We start from the raw sequence: 15904 nt of genomic DNA, 5'->3' as shown, positions 1-15904 counted from the left end.
GCTCGCGCCGATGGCCTCGGTGTACGGTGCGCTCGTGCGTGATCTTGTCCTGGCCGCTTTCCGTCCTCGCACCTCTCCGCCGAGCACGGCGTCCGTGTTGCGCTCGGTCCTGTGGCCGATCGCGATCATGGCGGTGATCCACCGCAGTTACGTATTGGCCACCAACGGTTACATCACCGACGACTTCGGGCCGGTCTACCGCGCGGTGGTGGCCTTCAAGATGGGCCAGGACATCTACAACGCGCAGTTCCACCACGTCGACCCGCACTACCTGTATCCGCCGGGCGGCACGCTGATCATGGCGCCGTTCGGCTATTTGCCGGTTGAGGCCTCGCGGTACTGGTTCATCTTCTTCAACACGCTGGCGATCGTGCTGGCGGCCTACTTTCTGCTGCGGCTGTTCAAGTTCACGCTGGCCTCGGTGGCCGCGCCCGCACTGCTGCTGGCGATGTTCTGCACCGAAAGCGTCACCAACACCCTGGTTTTCGGCAACATCAACGGGGTTCTGCTGCTGTTGGAGGTGCTGTTCTTCCGGTGGCTGCTCGACGGGGTGCGAAGCCACGAGTGGTGGGCCGGCGTCGCGATCGGGTTGACGCTGGTGGTCAAACCCCTACTGGCGCCGCTGCTGTTGCTGCCGCTCGTGAACAGGCAGTGGCGGTCGTTGGTGACGGCGTTCGCGGTGCCGGTGGTGTTCAACCTCGCGGCGTGGCCGTTGATCAGCGACCCGATGAACTTCGTCACCCGCACGCTGCCCTACATCATGTCCACCCGCGACTACTTCAACAGCTCGATCCTGGGCAACGGGGTGTACTACGGGCTGCCGATGTGGCTGATCATGTTGCTGCGCATCACCTTTGTGGTGTTGGGCGCGATCAGCCTGTGGCTGCTGTACCGCTATTACAGCACCCGCGACCAGATGTTCTGGATGCTGACTTCCTCTGGCGTGCTGCTCACCACGTCGTGGCTGGTGCTGTCGCTGGGACAGGGCTACTACTCGATGATGCTGTTCCCGTTCCTGATGACGGTGGTGCTGCCGAACTCGGTGCTGCGCAACTGGCCGGCGTGGCTGGGCATCTACGGGTTCATGACGATGGACCGCTGGCTGCTGGGCCACTGGCCCACGACGGGTCGCGCGTTGGAGTACCTGAAGATCACCTACGGCTGGTCGCTGGTGATGGTGGTGGTGTTCTGCGTGCTGCTGTTCCGCTACCTCGACGCCAAGGACGAGGATCGACTCGACGACGGCATCGACCCGCCGTGGATGAAGGAGCTTCGCGAGCCCGCGATGTCGGCGCGCGCATCCACGCCCGGCGACGGTTAGCGCGCCGAAAACGCTAACGTGGAGCTATGACCACACCGGCTCCCAAACTGCAGCTCACCGACGACGAGTGGCGCAAGAAGCTCACGCCGGAAGAGTTTCACGTGCTTCGTGAGGCCGGCACCGAGCGACCGTTCACCGGCGAGTACACCGACACCAAGACCGAAGGGGTCTACGCGTGCCGGGCCTGCGGCGCCGAACTGTTCCGTAGCACCGAGAAGTTCGAGTCGCACTGCGGCTGGCCGTCGTTCTTCGACCCGGCCGACTCCGACGCGGTGATCCTGCGGCCGGACAACTCGCTGGGCATGCGCCGCGTCGAGGTGATCTGCGCCAACTGCCACAGCCATCTGGGCCACGTGTTCGAGGGCGAGGGCTACCCCACCCCCACCGACAAGCGGTACTGCATCAACTCGATCTCGCTGCGGCTGGTGCCCAAGACCTGACGCGAGCGTGACGCCACGGTCGCGATTGCGCGGCCGGAACGACCCGGAACGCTATTTCGGCGTAGAGAAGCTGGTTACGGCAGAGCGGCGATCAGCTGCTCCGGGCTGACCCGCGGGCCGGTGAAGAACGGCGTCTCCTTGCGCACATGCAGACGCGCGTCGGTGGCGCGCAGATCGCGCATCAGATCGACGATGCGGTGCAGCTCCGGCGCCTCGAACGCCAGGATCCACTCGTAGTCGCCCAGCGCGAACGCCGGCACCGTGTTGGCCCGCACCTCCTTGTAGCCACGCGCGGCCATGCCGTGCTCGGCCAGCATCCGCTTGCGTTCCTCGTCGGGCAGCACGTACCACTCGTAGGACCGGACGAACGGGTACACGCAGATGTAGTTGCCGGGTTCCTCGCCGGCCAGAAACGCCGGAATGTGGCTCTTGTTGAACTCGGCGGGGCGATGCAGCGCGACGTTGCTCCACACCGGCGTGCTGGCCCGCCCCAACGTCGTGGTGCGGCGGAAATCCGAGTAGGTGGCCTGCAGCGCCTCGACGTTGTCGGCGTGCGTCCAGAACATGAAATCGGCGTCGGCGCGCATGCCGGCGATGTCGTAGACGCCTCGCACCACGACGCCGCGCTCCTCCTGCTGTTTGAGGAACGTCGAGAACTCGTCGATCACGCCCGCACGCTCTTCTCCGAGCGCCCCCGGTTTCACCGAGAACACCGAAAACATCAGGTAGCGGAGGATGGAGTTGAGTGCGTCGTAATCGAGCTTGGTCATACCCCTATCGTGCCACGCGCGGGGTGAGCAGCGACGCCGCCGCCCTGGTGGCGGCCGCCACACAGGCGGGCACACCGATGCCGTCGAGGTAGCCGCCCGCCACCGCCAGCCCCGGCGGCAAACCCGCCCGCAGGTCCGCGATCAGGTCGAGGTGCCCGGGTCCGTACTGCGGCATCGCGTCGATCCACCGCTGCACGCGGTGATCCACCGGATCCACGCGGATGCCGAACAGCGTGTGCAGGTCCAGTGCCGACCACTCCAGCAGTTCCTCGTCGCCGACGCTGCGGGCCAGATCGTCGCCGAACCGGCCGTACGACAGCCGCACCAGTTCGACGTTTCCCCGCGGTCCCCATTTGCGGGTCGACAGCGTGACCGCCTTGGCGCGCAGTCGTTCTCCGCTGGCGACCAGCACCCCAGAGTGCTGCGGAAGCGGCGTGCCGCCCGGCAGGGCCAGCGCCACGATCGCCGTCGACGCCACCCCGATGCGCCGTGCCGCGGCGGCGGTGCGCGGCGCGACCTCGGCGACGAGATGCGCCAACCGCGGTGCGGGCACCGCGAGCACGACCGCGTCGGCGTGATGCCGCGTTCCTTCGTCGTCGACCACTTCCCAGCCGTGCGGTGACCGCTGCACCGCTTCCGCACTGACCTGTAGCCAGTGCACATTCGCCTGGCGGACGAGCTCGTCGACCAGCACCGTGTAGCCGCCCTCCACGGCGCCGAAGACCAGGGCGCCGCGCGGCACCGTCGACGCCGCCAGCGCCTCGCACGCCGCGTCGGTCAGGCTGCGCGCACCCCGATCCAGCGCCGCGACCAGCGCCGGAAACGCGGAACGGACCCCGATGGTGGCCGCCGAGCCCGCATACACCCCGCTCAGCAGCGGTTCGACCGAGCGGGTCAGCACCTGGTCGCCGAACCGGCTCCCGACGAGCTCGGCGACCGAGGGATCGTCGCCGGCGCGCCAGCGCAGCGGGCGGGTGCGTTCGTCGGCGATGCGGGCCAGGGCGGCGTCGTCGACAAGACCGGCCAACGCCGACGGGTGGGTCGGAATGCCCTGCAGGGTGTCGGACGGCAGCGGGTGCAGGCGGGCCTGGCTGTAGACCAGCGGCCGCACCCCGGTGGTGCCGATCTGCCGGTCGGCCAACCCCAGCTCGGCCAGCAGCGCGGGCACCTCCGGCCGCCGCGCCACGAACGCCTCCGCGCCGACGTCCATCGGCTGCCCGCCGATTCGCTCGGTGCGCAGTATCCCGCCCAGCCGGTCGGCCGGGTCGAACAGCGTTATCGCCGCGTGCGGCCCCGCCGCGACCCGTAGCCGGTATGCCGCGACCAGGCCCGAAATACCGCCGCCGACAACGCAATACGACCGGCTCACAGCGTGTGCACCAGATCCACCACGTCGGTGATCACCGTCGGGTCGGTGGCGGGCAGCACACCGTGGCCGAGGTTGAACACGTGACCGGCGGCGCCGGCGTCGACCGCGCGGCGGCCGTCCTCGACGACGGCGCGCACCGCCCGCTCGACCACCGGCCAGCCCGTCAGCATCACCACCGGGTCGAGGTTGCCCTGAAGCGCCGTGCCCGGCTGCACGCGGGCGGCGGCGTCGGTCAGCGAGGTGCGCCAGTCGACGCCGACGACGGCCGGTGCGCCGTGTGAGACGGCCTCGGACATGGCGCCCAGCAGCTCGGCGGTGCCCACCCCGAAATGAGTCATCGGCACGCCGGCGTCGGCCAGCGTGGCGAACACCCGGGTGCTGTGTGGCAGCACATAGCTGCGGTAGTCGGACAGCGACAGCGTGCCGGCCCATGAGTCGAACACCTGGATGGCGTCCACGCCCGCGCTGACCTGGGCCTGCAGGAACGCGATGGTGAGGTCCGTCAACGCGGTCATCAGGGCGTGCCAGACCTCGGTTTCGCCGAGCATCATCGCCTTGGTGTGTTCGTGCTGGCGGCTCGGCCCGCCCTCGATGAGGTAGGAGGCCAGCGTGAACGGGGCGCCGGCGAATCCGATCAGCGGCACGTCACCGAGTTCTTCGACCAGCAGCTTCACCGCGTCGGTGATCGCGGTGATCTGTTGCGGGTCAAGCGGTTTCATCGCGTGGACGTCGGAGATCGTGCGGATCGGGTGATCGATCACCGGGCCGACGTCGGGCACGATGTCCAATGCGATGCCCGCCGCGCGCAAGGGCACCACGATGTCGGAGAACAGGATCGCGGCGTCCACGCCGTGCCTGCGCACCGGCTGCAGCGTGATCTCGGTGATCAGCTCGGTGTCGAAGCAGGCCTGCATCATGGTGTTCTTCGCCCGCAACGCCCGGTACTCGGGCAGCGAACGGCCCGCCTGCCGCATGAACCACACGGGCACACGGCTCGGTTTGCGGCCGGACACGGCAGCCAGATACGGCGACTCGGGCAGCTTACGGCGGGTAGTCATCGCCCTCAATGCTGCCATGAGGGCGGGTCCGGACCCCAATTGCGCGACGGCGCGGGCCCTAGCTCAGCGGCAATTCCGCGAACGGTGGTGTGGTCGGTTGCGGCGACCCGCCGGGCGGTTCCACCGTGAACGCCAAGGTCTGCGACGCGCCGAGGTCGGAAATAACCGCTGTCGTGGACGGTGCGACGGTGTCCATGGTGCCGGCGGGATGCGGGCCGTCGTCGTCGATCAGCCACATCTGGTACACCGTGTCCGGCGCAGGTGGCGCCACGTTGTTCATCACCAGCACCCCCGCGTTGCGCTCGCGCGAGAACACGACGGTCGCGGTGCCGCCGGTCGGAACCGGCCCAGACACCGTGCGCACGTCGGGAGCGGCGAACACCTGCTCGATGGTCGACGGCGTGGCCGCGGGCCGCAGTGCCAGGCCGACGCCGAGCGCACCGAGCCCGATCGCCACCACCGCAGCGGCGACCAGCAGCGCGGTCTGCCAACGTCTCCTGCGGGGTGGCAGGCGGACCGGCTCGGCGGCGACACCGGCAAGCACGCTCTCGCGCAGGTGATCCGGCGGCTCGACGGCGGTGACCGCCGACATCGCCGCCGTCGTCTCGCGCACCGCGCGGACTTCGTCGGCGAAGGCCTTGGCGACGTCCGCGGGCGCGGCAGCCACCCGGCGCTCGACGTCGGCGATCTCGGCATCGGACATCGCGTGCAGCGCATACGGCGTCGCGAGGGCGATCAGCTCGTCGGTCGGCTCGGTCATGCGATCCCCAGGCACTTACGAAGGCCGCGGATGGCGTCACGCATCCGCGATTTGATCGTCGCGAGGTTCGCCGACAATCGTTCGGACACTTGAGCGTAGGTCAGCCCCTCGTAGTAGGCGAGCTGAATGCACTCACGTTGCGCGTCGGTCAGCGAGCCGAGACAGTCGGCGACCTGGCGTCGCTCCTCACTCGAAATAACCGAATCGGCAACGGAATCCGACGGGACCTCGACATTGGCTGCCCCGTAACGGGATTCGCGTTGGCTGCCGGCCTGTTCGGAGCGCACCCGGTCGACCGCGCGGCGGTGCGCCAACGTCATCAGCCACGCCAGCGGCGAGCCGGAGGTGGGGTCATAGCTGTCCGCGCTGCGCCAGACCTGCAGGTAGATCTCCTGCAGGGTCTCCTCGCTGTATCCGGTGTCGCGCAGCACCCTGGCGACAAGCCCGAACACCCGGGCCCGGGTCAGATCGTAGAAGGCCGCGAACGCGTCGTCGTCCTGCCGCGCCACCCGGCGCAGCAGTTCGCCGAGGTCAACGGCCACGGTCGGAAGCTTAGCCACTGGTGGCGGGGCCGTAGTCACCAACGCATCCGTTTGCACACCTGTTATTCGGAGCCGATCGCGGGCCGGTTCCATCCACACCGCGACCGGCGACGAATACCCGACATGGCGAGGGTTTCGCGTGTCGGTGTCGGTGCGGCCGCTACCAGCGGGGTGCTGGCGGTCGGCGCTGCGCTCGCGGTCGGCCATCTGGCGGCCGGGGTGTTGCGGGTTGCGGACGCCTCGCCGTTTCTCGCCGTCGGCAACGCCGCCATCGATCGCACGCCCGCGCCGGTCAAGGACTTCGCGATCGCACGCTTCGGCACCAACGACAAGGCCGCCCTGCTGATCGGGATGGCGGTCATGCTGGTGCTGGCGGGTGCCGCCATCGGGCTGATCGCCCGCCGAGCCCCTTCGATCGGGTTGGCGGCCGTCGGCGTGCTGGGCGCGGTCGGCGGTGCGGCCGTATACGAACAGTCGAGTCGCCGACTCGGGCTGCTTGCGCCCGTCGCCGCGCTGCTGGCCGGTCTCGCCGTGTTGGGGTGGCTGCTGCGGCGGGCCCGGGTACCCGGCGCCGACGAGGCCGACGGCGCCGCCTCTCCCCTGCTCCGACCGTTTCAGCGACGCCGGTTTCTCGTCGGCGCGCTGGGCGTGGCGGCCGGCACGGCGGTCACCGGCGCGGGCGGGTTCGCCCTTGCCGGTCGCAGCGGTGTGGAGGCGTCGCGCCGTGCGATCGGGGCTCTCGTCCCCGCGGTGCCCGCCCCACCCATCCCGCGCGGTGCGGCGTTTCCCGAGTTGGGCACACCGCACTTCATCACACCGATCGCCGACTTCTATCGCATCGACATCAACCTGGCCGTGCCGCGGCTGCGCGCCGAGGACGCCGTGCTGGCCATCACCGGGATGGTCGACCGGCCGATGTCGTTCACGTTCGAAGAGATCCGGAGCATGCCGCTGGTCGAGAAGACCATCACGTTGACGTGCGTGTCCAATCCGGTCGGTGGCCCCTACGTGTCGACGGCGAATTTCGTTGGCGTGCCGTTGATCACGCTGCTCGACCAGGCAGGCGTGCAGCCCGGTGCGACGCAGATGGTCGGGCATTCGGTCGACGGGTTCACCGTGGGCACCCCGCTGCAGGCGATTCGCGACGCCGACGGCGCCCTGTTGGTGATCGGCATGAACCGGGAGCCGCTGTTGCCCGAGCACGGTTTTCCGATGCGCACCGTCGTTCCCGGGCTGTACGGCTATGTGTCGGCGACCAAGTGGGTCACCGAGCTCGAGCTGGCGACCTACGACGTCAAGCCGTACTGGGTCCGACGCGGCTGGGACGGGCAGCCTCCCGGCGTCGCACCGATCAAGCTCTCGTCGCGCATCGACGCGCCCGGCGCGTTCCAGAAAGTGCCCGGGGCCGACGTCACCGTTGCGGGTACGGCGTGGGCGCAGGGCCGAGGGATCAAGCGAGTAGAGGTGCGCTTCGACGACGGCGAATGGGAGCCTGCCGAGCTGGGCGTCGCGGTAAATCCCAACACGTGGCGGATGTTTCGGCTCGCCAAGGCTCTGACGCCAGGACAACACAAGGTGGCGTGCCGTGCTGTCGACGCCGAGGACAACATGCAGGCCGAAGAGCGCCTCGGGGTGATCACCCCCGGGCCCACGCCCGACGGCGCGACCGGCTGGCACTCGATCGTCTTCACCGTTGTCTGAAATCTCTTGGCGCAACGACCCATCCGAATGCGCATCCGCTCCGAATCACTGTTGATCGATTTCACCGACGGCGGGAAGGCCGTCTGACACAAGGGAGTAATGCCATGCGCAATGTCCACTACGGCACCGCTGCGATCGCGGGTTTATCGGTGGCCGCGGTTCTGGCACTGTCGGGATGCAGCGACAACAGCACCTCGGAGATGGCTTCTCCGGGCCCCGCCGAACCGACGACGTCGGCTGCCGCGCCGGTCGCGGTCGAACCGGCCGCCAACCTGGTCGGGCCCGACTGCGCCGGTTACGCACAGCAGGTGCCCACCGGTCCCGGTTCGGTCGAGGGCATGGCCATGGACCCGGTGACCGTCGCGGCGTCCAACAACCCGATACTCCAGACGCTCACGCAGGCGGTGTCCGGGCAGCTCAACCCGAACGTGAACCTCGTCGACACCCTCAACGGCGCCGAGTTCACGGTCTTCGCCCCCACCGACGCGGCCTTCGCCAAGCTGCCCCCACAAACGGTGGAGACGCTCAAGACCGACGCGGACCTGCTGACGAGCATCCTCACCTATCACGTGGTGCCCGGCCAGGCGACGCCCGACCAGGTGGTCGGCACACATCCCACCGTGCAAGGCGCGGACGTGACCGTCACGGGCTCCGGTGACGACCTGCGGGTCAACGACGCCGGCGTGGTCTGCGGCGGTGTCGACACGGCGAACGCCCAGGTGTACATGATCGACACGGTGCTGATGCCCCCGGCACGCTGACCGTGCGCAGATCCGGTGCGGCGGCCTGCTGACCAGGGAGAACAGGCCGTCGCACCCCTGTGCGTCCGTTGACGCGGCCGCCACTGCCGGTCAAGATCGGCGCGCCTGCGCACACACCAAGCCAAATGGGCTAGCGTCGAGAAAATGACCACCGCCGAACCGGCCCAGTTCCGCGAAGCGGTGGCGGCAATGAACGCCACCACCGTGCGTGAGGAAATCGAGCTCGGCCCGATCCGCCCGCCTCAACGGCTGGCGCCGTTCAGTTATGCGCTGGGCGCGGAGGTCCGCCATCCCGAGACCGCGATCGTGCCCGAACGCTCGGAGGGCGACGCGTTCGGACGGCTGATCCTGCTGCACGACCCCGAGGGCGCCGACGCCTGGGACGGCACGATGCGGCTGGTCGCCTACATCCAGGCCGACCTGGACTCCAGCGAGGCGGTGGACCCGCTGCTGCCGGAGGTGGCGTGGAGTTGGCTGGTCGACGCGTTGTCGGCGCGCGAGGGGCACGTCACCGCGCTGGGCGGCACGGTCACCGCGACCACGTCGGTGCGGTACGGCGACATCTCCGGTCCGCCGCGCGCCCATCAGCTCGAACTGCGGGCGTCGTGGACCGCGACCAGCCTGGACCTGGGGCCGCATGTCGAAGCGTTCTGTGAGGTACTCGAGCACGCCGCCGGCCTACCACCGGCGGGGGTGACCGATCTGAACTCACGCACCCGCGCGTGACGATGACGGAGCCGCAAGAGGCCGACGCCGAACAGGAGCAGGAAGCCACACCGCTGCTGGCCCCGCGTGACAGGGTGCCCGAACTGGCCGCCAGCCGCAGCGAAATCGGCAGGGCCGCTGAGCTTTTGGATTCCGGCACCGGACCGTTCGCGGTGGACGCCGAGCGGGCGTCGGGCTTTCGGTACTCCAACCGCGCGTACTTGGTGCAGATCCGTCGCGCCGGAGCGGGAACCGTGCTCATCGACCCGGTCAACCACGGCGGCGACCCGGTTGCCACGCTGGCGCCGGTGGCCGAGGTGCTCACCACCGACGAGTGGGTGCTGCACGCGGCCGATCAGGACCTGCCCTGTCTCGCCGAGCTCGGCATGAGACCCCCTGCGCTGTACGACACGGAGCTGGCTGGTCGGCTGGCCGGGTTCGAGAAGGTGAACCTCGCCGCGATGGTGCAGCGACTGCTGCACCTGCATCTGAAAAAGGGCCACGGCGCGGCCGACTGGTCCAAACGGCCGCTGCCACCCGAGTGGCTGAACTACGCCGCGCTGGACGTCGAGGTGCTACTTGACCTGCGCGACGCGATCGCCGCGGTGCTCGAGGAACAACACAAGACCGATTGGGCCGCAGAGGAATTCGAGCACCTCCGCAAGTATGAGGCAGCACCGACCCGCCGGGACCGCTGGCGGCGGACGTCGGGCATCCACAAGGTGCGTGACCCGCGCGCGCTCGCCGCTGTGCGCGAACTGTGGATCGCCCGTGACCACATCGCCCAGCGCCGCGACATCGCGCCGGGACGCATCCTGCCCGACTCCGCGATCATCAACGCCGCCACCGCCGATCCCGACACCGTCGAGAAGCTGACCGCCTTACCGATATTCGGCGGGCCGCGTCAGCGCCGAAGCGCCCAGGTCTGGCTGGACGCGCTGGCCCGCGCACGCGCCACCAAGGAGCCGCCGGACCCGCAGGAACCGTCCAACGGCCCCCCGCCCGCGTCGCGGTGGGCCCGGCGCAAACCCGAGGCCGCGGCCCGGCTGGACGCGGTGCGCGCCGCGTTGAACGAACTGTCCGAGCAGGTCTCGGTGCCCAGCGAGAACCTGCTCACCCCCGAGGTGGTGCGCCGGCTGTGCTGGGACTGGCAGCCTCCCGAGAACCCCGAAGACACCGCGGCCGTCATCGACGCGTTCCTGCGCGACGCGGAGGCACGGGCCTGGCAGCGCCGTCTCGTCGTCCCGGTCCTGGCCGAAGCGCTGACCGAGAACCCGTAGCCGACGAGTTCTACCCTGTCGACTCGTGGGTGATCCGCCCGTTCATCACCGTCATCTCCACCGGAGTCGACGCGATGTCGTGCGGATCGATGTCGAAGAGGTTGCGGCCCAACACCACCAGGTCGGCGCACTTGCCCACCTCCAGCGAGCCCACGACGTCGTCGAGACGCAGGTGGCGCGCCGGGCCCATCGTCGCCGCGTGCAGGGCCTGGTCGAGGTCGAGACGCTGATCGATGGGCTCCAGCAGGTCGGCATCGGGATGGCCGATGAGCTGCCGGGTCACCGCCACCTGAATGGCGTCGAGCGGCTTGTACGTCGAAAAGTATCCTGCTGCAGGCCAATCCGTTCCGAAGGCCACTGTGGCACCGGCGTCGATCAGCGCACGCACCCGGAAGAACTCGCGCTGGCGCTCCTGGCCGTAACGCTCGAGCGCGATGTCGACGGTGCTGGCATCGGCCGACATCCAGTTGCCCGAGAACTGCGCGATGACGCTCAACTCGCCAAAGCGCGGTACGTCGGCCCGGTCGACCGTCACCAGATGCGCGATCGCGTGCCGACGGTCGCGCGGCGGATTCTGTTTGACCGCCGCCTCGATGGCGTCCAGCGCGGTGCGCACCGTACGGTCGCCGATGGCGTGGATGTGCACATCGATGCCCGCGGCGTCGGCCTCCACCACCATCCGCTGCCAGTCTTCCTCTGAAAATGGTGAGCTGCCAACGCAATCCGGTCGATCCGCGTAGGGCTGCAGCAGGTGGGCGGTGTAGCCCTCGGCGGTGCCGTCGCCGAGGATCTTCAAGACGCCGCCCTTGACCAGTGCGGTGTCGAAGCGGTGCCGCAATGCGACGGCCCGTGTCACCGCGTCGTCGACGGGCGGTGCCTTGACGATGTGTGAGGCGACGACGCGAAACGGCAGCCGCCCTTGGGCTTCCAGGTCGGTGTACACGGAGACCAGCTCGGCGGGATCGTCGGCTCCCGGCGGCAGGCCGGCGTCGAACACCGCGGTGATACCGGCCGCCGCCGCCCGTGGCGCCCACTCGCCGAGCAGCCGAGTCAGCACGTCCTTGGTCATCGGTTCGATCGCGTCGACGATCCCGAGCACCGCGGGCAGCTCCAGCACGTAGCCGGTCGGCTCAGCGTCGGCGTCGCGCACGTAGTAGCTGAACCCGGGCACGGGGTCGGGGGTGTCGCGGGTGATGCCGGCGACCTCGAGGGCCTTGCTGTTGACCCACACGCTGTGGGCGTCGATGGCGAACATCAGCGCCGGGCGGTCTCCGACGACGGCGTCCAGCTCGGCGCGGTGGGGCCCGTCGGGGCCGAACATGTCGACACGCCAACCGAATCCGCGCACCGGCCCGTCGGGATTGGCCTCGGCGTGCCGTCGGATAGCGGCCAGCGCGTCGTCCCGTGACGGTAATTGCAGGTCGACGCCCGGCGTGAAGAACGAGCCGACGAGCGGATGGATGTGGGCCTCGATGAAACCCGGAAGCACCATCCGTCCGGCCAGCTCGACGACGCGAGCATCGGCTCCGACGGCGTCGGCCACGTCGGCGTCGGATCCGACCGCGACGATGCGCCCGTCGCGCACCGCGACGGCCTCGGCCCACGGCCGGGCCGGATCGAGGGTGTACACCGCCCCGCCACGAAAGACGATGGCGCCCGGGCTGCCCTGCGGGTTCGGTGATGCCGCCGGCGCGCCCGACCCCTCACCGACGTACTGGCCGATCGCCGTCACGAGCATGCAGTTGCGACACACGCCTATATTGTTGCTCGCGTAAATAGATCGCGCTGCCCGGCGGGCCGACGAGCGAGCGCAAACTCGCGAATCTGCCCGGTGTGTCGCCCTCAGACACGCACGCTCGCGCCCAAAGTGAAGGGGCTCAGTTCTGTTCGCTGACCTCACGCTCGGCCACGGCGGCGCCCTGGGCGGCCACCCAGCCGGTGATCCGACGGGCGATGTCACGGTCGGTCAGGCCGACGTCGGCCAGCACCTCCCCGCGAGAGGCCTGCTCGAAGAACTGCTGCGGCAAGCCGAGGTCTCGACACGGCACGTCGACCTCGGCGTTGCGCAACGCCGCCGACACCGCCGAGCCGATTCCGCCTCGCACGCCGTTGTCCTCGACGGTGACCACCAGTTTGTGGGAGCGGGCCAGCTCGGCGAGGACGTCGGGCACCGGCAGCACCCAGCGCGGGTCGACCACCGTCACCCCGATGCCCTGGTTGCGCAGCAGCTCGGCAACCGTGAGCGCCATCGACGCGAACGGCCCGACGGCCACCAACAGCACATCCTCGGCCAGCCCGTCGGTGGGCACCGCGAGGATGTCCACGCCGTCACGCCGTTTGAGAGCCGGGATGTCCTCGCCCACATCGCCTTTGGGGAACCGAATGGCGGTGGGGCCGTCGTCGACGTCGAGCGCCTCACCCAGTTCCTCGCGCAGCCGGGTGCCGTCCCGCGGCGCGGCGACCCGGATGCCGGGCACGATGCCCAGCATCGACAGGTCCCACATGCCGTTGTGGCTGGCGCCGTCGGCCCCGGTGATCCCGGAGCGGTCCAGCACCATCGTCACCGGCAGCTTGTGCAGCGCGACGTCCATCATGACCTGGTCGAACGCGCGGTTGAGGAACGTCGAGTAGATCGCCACCACCGGGTGCATGCCGCCCATCGCCAGGCCGGCGGCCGACGTCATCGCGTGTTGTTCGGCGATGCCGACGTCGAAGAACCGGTCCGGAAAGCGCTGCCGGAACGGCGTCAGCCCGGTGGGGCCCGGCATCGCGGCGGTGATGGCCACGATGTCGCGGCGCCGGCTGGCGTAGCCGATCAGCGCGTCGGAGAACGCCGACGTCCACCCGGGACCCGACACCGACGTCGCCAGCCCGGTCTCGGGATCGATGACGCCGCAGGCGTGCATCTGGTCGGCCTCGTCGTTCTCCGCGGGCGCGTATCCCATGCCCTTGCGGGTGACGACGTGCACGATCACGGGAGCCTTGAAGCCGCGCGCGCTGCGCAGCGCGTTCTCCACCGCCTGCTCGTCGTGGCCGTCGATCGGGCCGACGTACTTCAGGCCGAGGTCGGTGAACATCACCTGCGGCGACAGCGCGTCCTTGATGCCCGCCTTGATGCTGTGCATGCCCTGGTAGCACAACTCGCCGATGATCGGCACGCGCCGGACGGCCTTGCGGCCCTCCTCGAGCACCTTCTCGTAGCCGGGTTGCAGCCGCAGCCTGGCCAGGTGTTCGGCGAAGCCGCCGATGGTCGGCGCGTAGCTGCGGCCGTTGTCGTTGACGACGATCACGATCGGGCGCTGGGCGGCGGCGATGTTGTTGAGCGCCTCCCAGCACATCCCGCCGGTGAGCGCGCCGTCCCCGACCACGGCGACGACGCGCCGATTGCGGTAGCCGGACAGCTCGAACGCCTTGGCCAGCCCGTCGGCGTAGGACAGTGCCGCGCTGGCGTGGCTGGACTCGACCCAGTCGTGCTCGCTCTCGGCGCGCGAGGGATAGCCCGACAGGCCGCCCTTCTTGCGCAGCGTTTCGAAATCGTGGCACCGACCGGTCAGCATCTTGTGCACGTAGGACTGATGCCCGGTGTCGAAGACGATGGGGTCGTGCGGCGAGTCGAACACCCGGTGCAGGGCCAGGGTGAGCTCCACCACGCCGAGGTTCGGGCCGAGATGCCCGCCGGTCGCAGCCACCTTGTGGATCAGGAAATCCCGGATTTCCTGCGCCAAATCGCTTAGCTGCGATTGCGACAGGTGCTGCAGATCGGCGGGACCGCGGATCTGTTCAAGCATTCCGTCAGTGTACGCAGGGGTATCGGCGTCAGTCCTGTCGAGCCTGGTAGATGTCGGGCACACCGTCGTAGTCGGCGTCGGCGGTTTCCAGCTCGTGGATGGCGCGGTACTGCCGGTTGCGCAGCCGCAGCACGACAGCAGCCAGCAGCGCGGCGCACACCGACCCGGTCAGGACGCCGATCTTCACGAACTCGTCACGTTCGGAACCCAGGCCGTACGCGAGGTCGCCGATGAGCAGCGACACGGTGAACCCGATGCCGGCCAGCATGCCGATCCCCAACACGTCGATCCAGCGGATGGCGGCGTCGAGGTTGGCCCGACTCACCGCGGCCAGCACTCGCGTCGTCAGGAAGATGCCGACGGGTTTGCCGAGCACCAGACCGAGCACGATGCCCAGCGTGATCGGGTCGCCCAGCGCCCGAGTGAGGCCCTCGACGCCCCCGATCGCGACGCCGGCGGCGAAGAAGGCGAACACCGGCACCGCGACACCCGCCGACAGCGGCCGCAGGCGATGTTCGAAGTGCTCGGCGAGACCGGGCCCGGCCTCGGGCCCTCCGGCGGCCTCGGAGCGATTCACGGGCACCGTGAAACCCAGCAGCACACCGGCCACGGTGGCGTGGATGCCCGATTCGTGCATCAGCGCCCAAGTCGCCAGCGCGAGCGGGATGAGCAGCCACCACGACCGGATCCGGCGCTGCACGCACACGCCGAACAGGGTCAGCGGCACCAACGCCCCGAGCAGCGGCGCCCAGTTGATTTCTTCGGTGTAGAACACCGCGATCACCAGCACCGCGAGCAGGTCGTCGACGACCGCGAGGGTCAACAGGAACGTGCGCAGCGCCGACGGCAGGTGCGTGGAGATGACCGCCAGCACGGCGACCGCGAACGCGATGTCGGTGGCGGTGGGGATGGCCCAGCCTCGGGTCACGCCGTCGCCCACGTGGAAGGTCACCGCGACGAAGATCAGCGCCGGCACCACCATCCCGCCGACGGCGGCGGCGATCGGTAACGCCGCGCGGGTGGGATCACGCAGGTCACCGGCCACGAACTCGCGCTTGAGCTCCAGTCCGACCACGAAGAAGAACAGCGCCAGCAGGCCATCGGCGGCCCAGGTGCCCACGGTGAGGTCCAGGTGCAGCCCGACGAGATCACCGCCGATCTCGAAATCGCGGAGCGCGAAGTAACTCGCCGCCCACGGCGAGTTGGCCCAGATCAAGGCGACGGCCGCGGCCACCAGCAGGATCGCGCCGCCGACCGTTTCCTTACGCAGGATCGAGGCGATGCGCTTGGTCTCGGCCCACGAACCCCGTGAGAGCAGCGTCGGCCGTGGGGGCCGGTGGGGCGCGTTGGCGGTCACGACGAATCCGATCTGTGGCGAGGGTCAACGAATGATCGCCGACCAGACTTCC

At 69.3% G+C, this 15904-nt stretch carries 14 protein-coding genes; 6 read left to right on the top strand and 8 right to left on the bottom strand.

Going from position 1 to position 15904, the window contains the following annotated elements; all coding sequences use genetic code 11:
- Positions 1-10 precede the first annotated feature (10 nt).
- Both aftC and msrB read left to right on the top strand, forming a co-directional pair.
- On the top strand, positions 11-1321 hold the full coding sequence (aftC, locus tag MELE44368_RS03080) for an arabinofuranan 3-O-arabinosyltransferase (protein WP_128107139.1): 1311 nt from the start codon (positions 11-13) through the stop codon (positions 1319-1321).
- A 26-nt stretch (positions 1322-1347) separates the two neighbouring features.
- Positions 1348-1761: a peptide-methionine (R)-S-oxide reductase MsrB gene (gene msrB / locus MELE44368_RS03075; protein ID WP_128107138.1), complete on the top strand. Its 414-nt coding sequence runs from the start codon at positions 1348-1350 to the stop codon at positions 1759-1761.
- A gap of 74 nt (positions 1762-1835) precedes the next feature.
- On the opposite strand, the gene hemQ is transcribed toward msrB, so the two are convergent.
- From hemQ to MELE44368_RS03050, 5 genes are read right to left on the bottom strand one after another with little or no spacing between them, the layout of a single operon-like run.
- Positions 1836-2531 (bottom strand): hydrogen peroxide-dependent heme synthase, encoded by a 696-nt coding sequence (hemQ, locus tag MELE44368_RS03070; RefSeq protein ID WP_128107137.1) that lies wholly within the window; start codon positions 2529-2531, stop codon positions 1836-1838.
- A gap of 4 nt (positions 2532-2535) precedes the next feature.
- Entirely contained in the window at positions 2536-3900 is a 1365-nt protein-coding gene (locus MELE44368_RS03065; protein WP_128107136.1) for a protoporphyrinogen oxidase, read from the bottom strand.
- A complete protein-coding gene (gene hemE, locus MELE44368_RS03060) occupies positions 3897-4958 on the bottom strand; it encodes a uroporphyrinogen decarboxylase (protein WP_128107135.1) in 1062 nt (353 codons plus the stop codon). Before hemE ends, MELE44368_RS03065 begins: the two co-directional genes overlap by 4 nt.
- Positions 4959-5016: 58 nt before the next feature.
- On the bottom strand, positions 5017-5718 hold the full coding sequence (locus tag MELE44368_RS03055) for an anti-sigma factor (protein WP_128107134.1): 702 nt from the start codon (positions 5716-5718) through the stop codon (positions 5017-5019).
- Positions 5715-6260 (bottom strand): sigma-70 family RNA polymerase sigma factor, encoded by a 546-nt coding sequence (locus tag MELE44368_RS03050; RefSeq protein ID WP_409366093.1) that lies wholly within the window; start codon positions 6258-6260, stop codon positions 5715-5717. Before MELE44368_RS03050 ends, MELE44368_RS03055 begins: the two co-directional genes overlap by 4 nt.
- A gap of 123 nt (positions 6261-6383) precedes the next feature.
- On the opposite strand from MELE44368_RS03050, the gene MELE44368_RS03045 reads away from it, so the two are divergent.
- The 4 genes from MELE44368_RS03045 to MELE44368_RS03030 all read left to right on the top strand — a co-directional run bounded on the left by MELE44368_RS03045 (position 6384) and on the right by MELE44368_RS03030 (position 10707).
- Positions 6384-7961, top strand: a complete 1578-nt coding sequence (locus MELE44368_RS03045; RefSeq protein ID WP_128107132.1) for a molybdopterin-dependent oxidoreductase — start codon at positions 6384-6386, stop codon at positions 7959-7961.
- 104 nt (positions 7962-8065) lie between these two features.
- Positions 8066-8722: a fasciclin domain-containing protein gene (locus MELE44368_RS03040; protein ID WP_128107131.1), complete on the top strand. Its 657-nt coding sequence runs from the start codon at positions 8066-8068 to the stop codon at positions 8720-8722.
- 144 nt (positions 8723-8866) lie between these two features.
- Complete coding sequence (locus MELE44368_RS03035; RefSeq protein ID WP_128107130.1) at positions 8867-9448, top strand: DUF3000 domain-containing protein; 582 nt, start codon at positions 8867-8869, stop codon at positions 9446-9448.
- Positions 9449-9450: 2 nt separating this feature from the next.
- Positions 9451-10707 carry an HRDC domain-containing protein gene (locus MELE44368_RS03030; RefSeq protein ID WP_128107188.1) on the top strand — a complete coding sequence of 419 codons (1257 nt, stop codon included), beginning with the start codon at positions 9451-9453 and terminating at the stop codon, positions 10705-10707.
- 10 nt (positions 10708-10717) lie between these two features.
- Here MELE44368_RS03030 and MELE44368_RS03025 read toward each other — a convergent pair whose 3' ends face one another.
- From MELE44368_RS03025 to nhaA, 3 genes are all read right to left on the bottom strand, one after another.
- Positions 10718-12460 (bottom strand): amidohydrolase, encoded by a 1743-nt coding sequence (locus MELE44368_RS03025; protein WP_128107129.1) that lies wholly within the window; start codon positions 12458-12460, stop codon positions 10718-10720.
- A gap of 124 nt (positions 12461-12584) precedes the next feature.
- Complete coding sequence (dxs, locus tag MELE44368_RS03020) at positions 12585-14495, bottom strand: 1-deoxy-D-xylulose-5-phosphate synthase (protein ID WP_128107128.1); 1911 nt, start codon at positions 14493-14495, stop codon at positions 12585-12587.
- Positions 14496-14523: 28 nt separating this feature from the next.
- Positions 14524-15852, bottom strand: a complete 1329-nt coding sequence (gene nhaA, locus MELE44368_RS03015; protein WP_241566454.1) for a Na+/H+ antiporter NhaA — start codon at positions 15850-15852, stop codon at positions 14524-14526.
- Positions 15853-15904: the final 52 nt, after the last annotated feature.

It is taken from the genome of Mycolicibacterium elephantis DSM 44368 (assembly GCF_004014805.1).
Taxonomy (GTDB): domain Bacteria; phylum Actinomycetota; class Actinomycetes; order Mycobacteriales; family Mycobacteriaceae; genus Mycobacterium; species Mycobacterium elephantis.
Note: the sequence above shows the minus strand (reverse complement) of the source record. Positions and strands in the feature narration are given on the sequence as shown.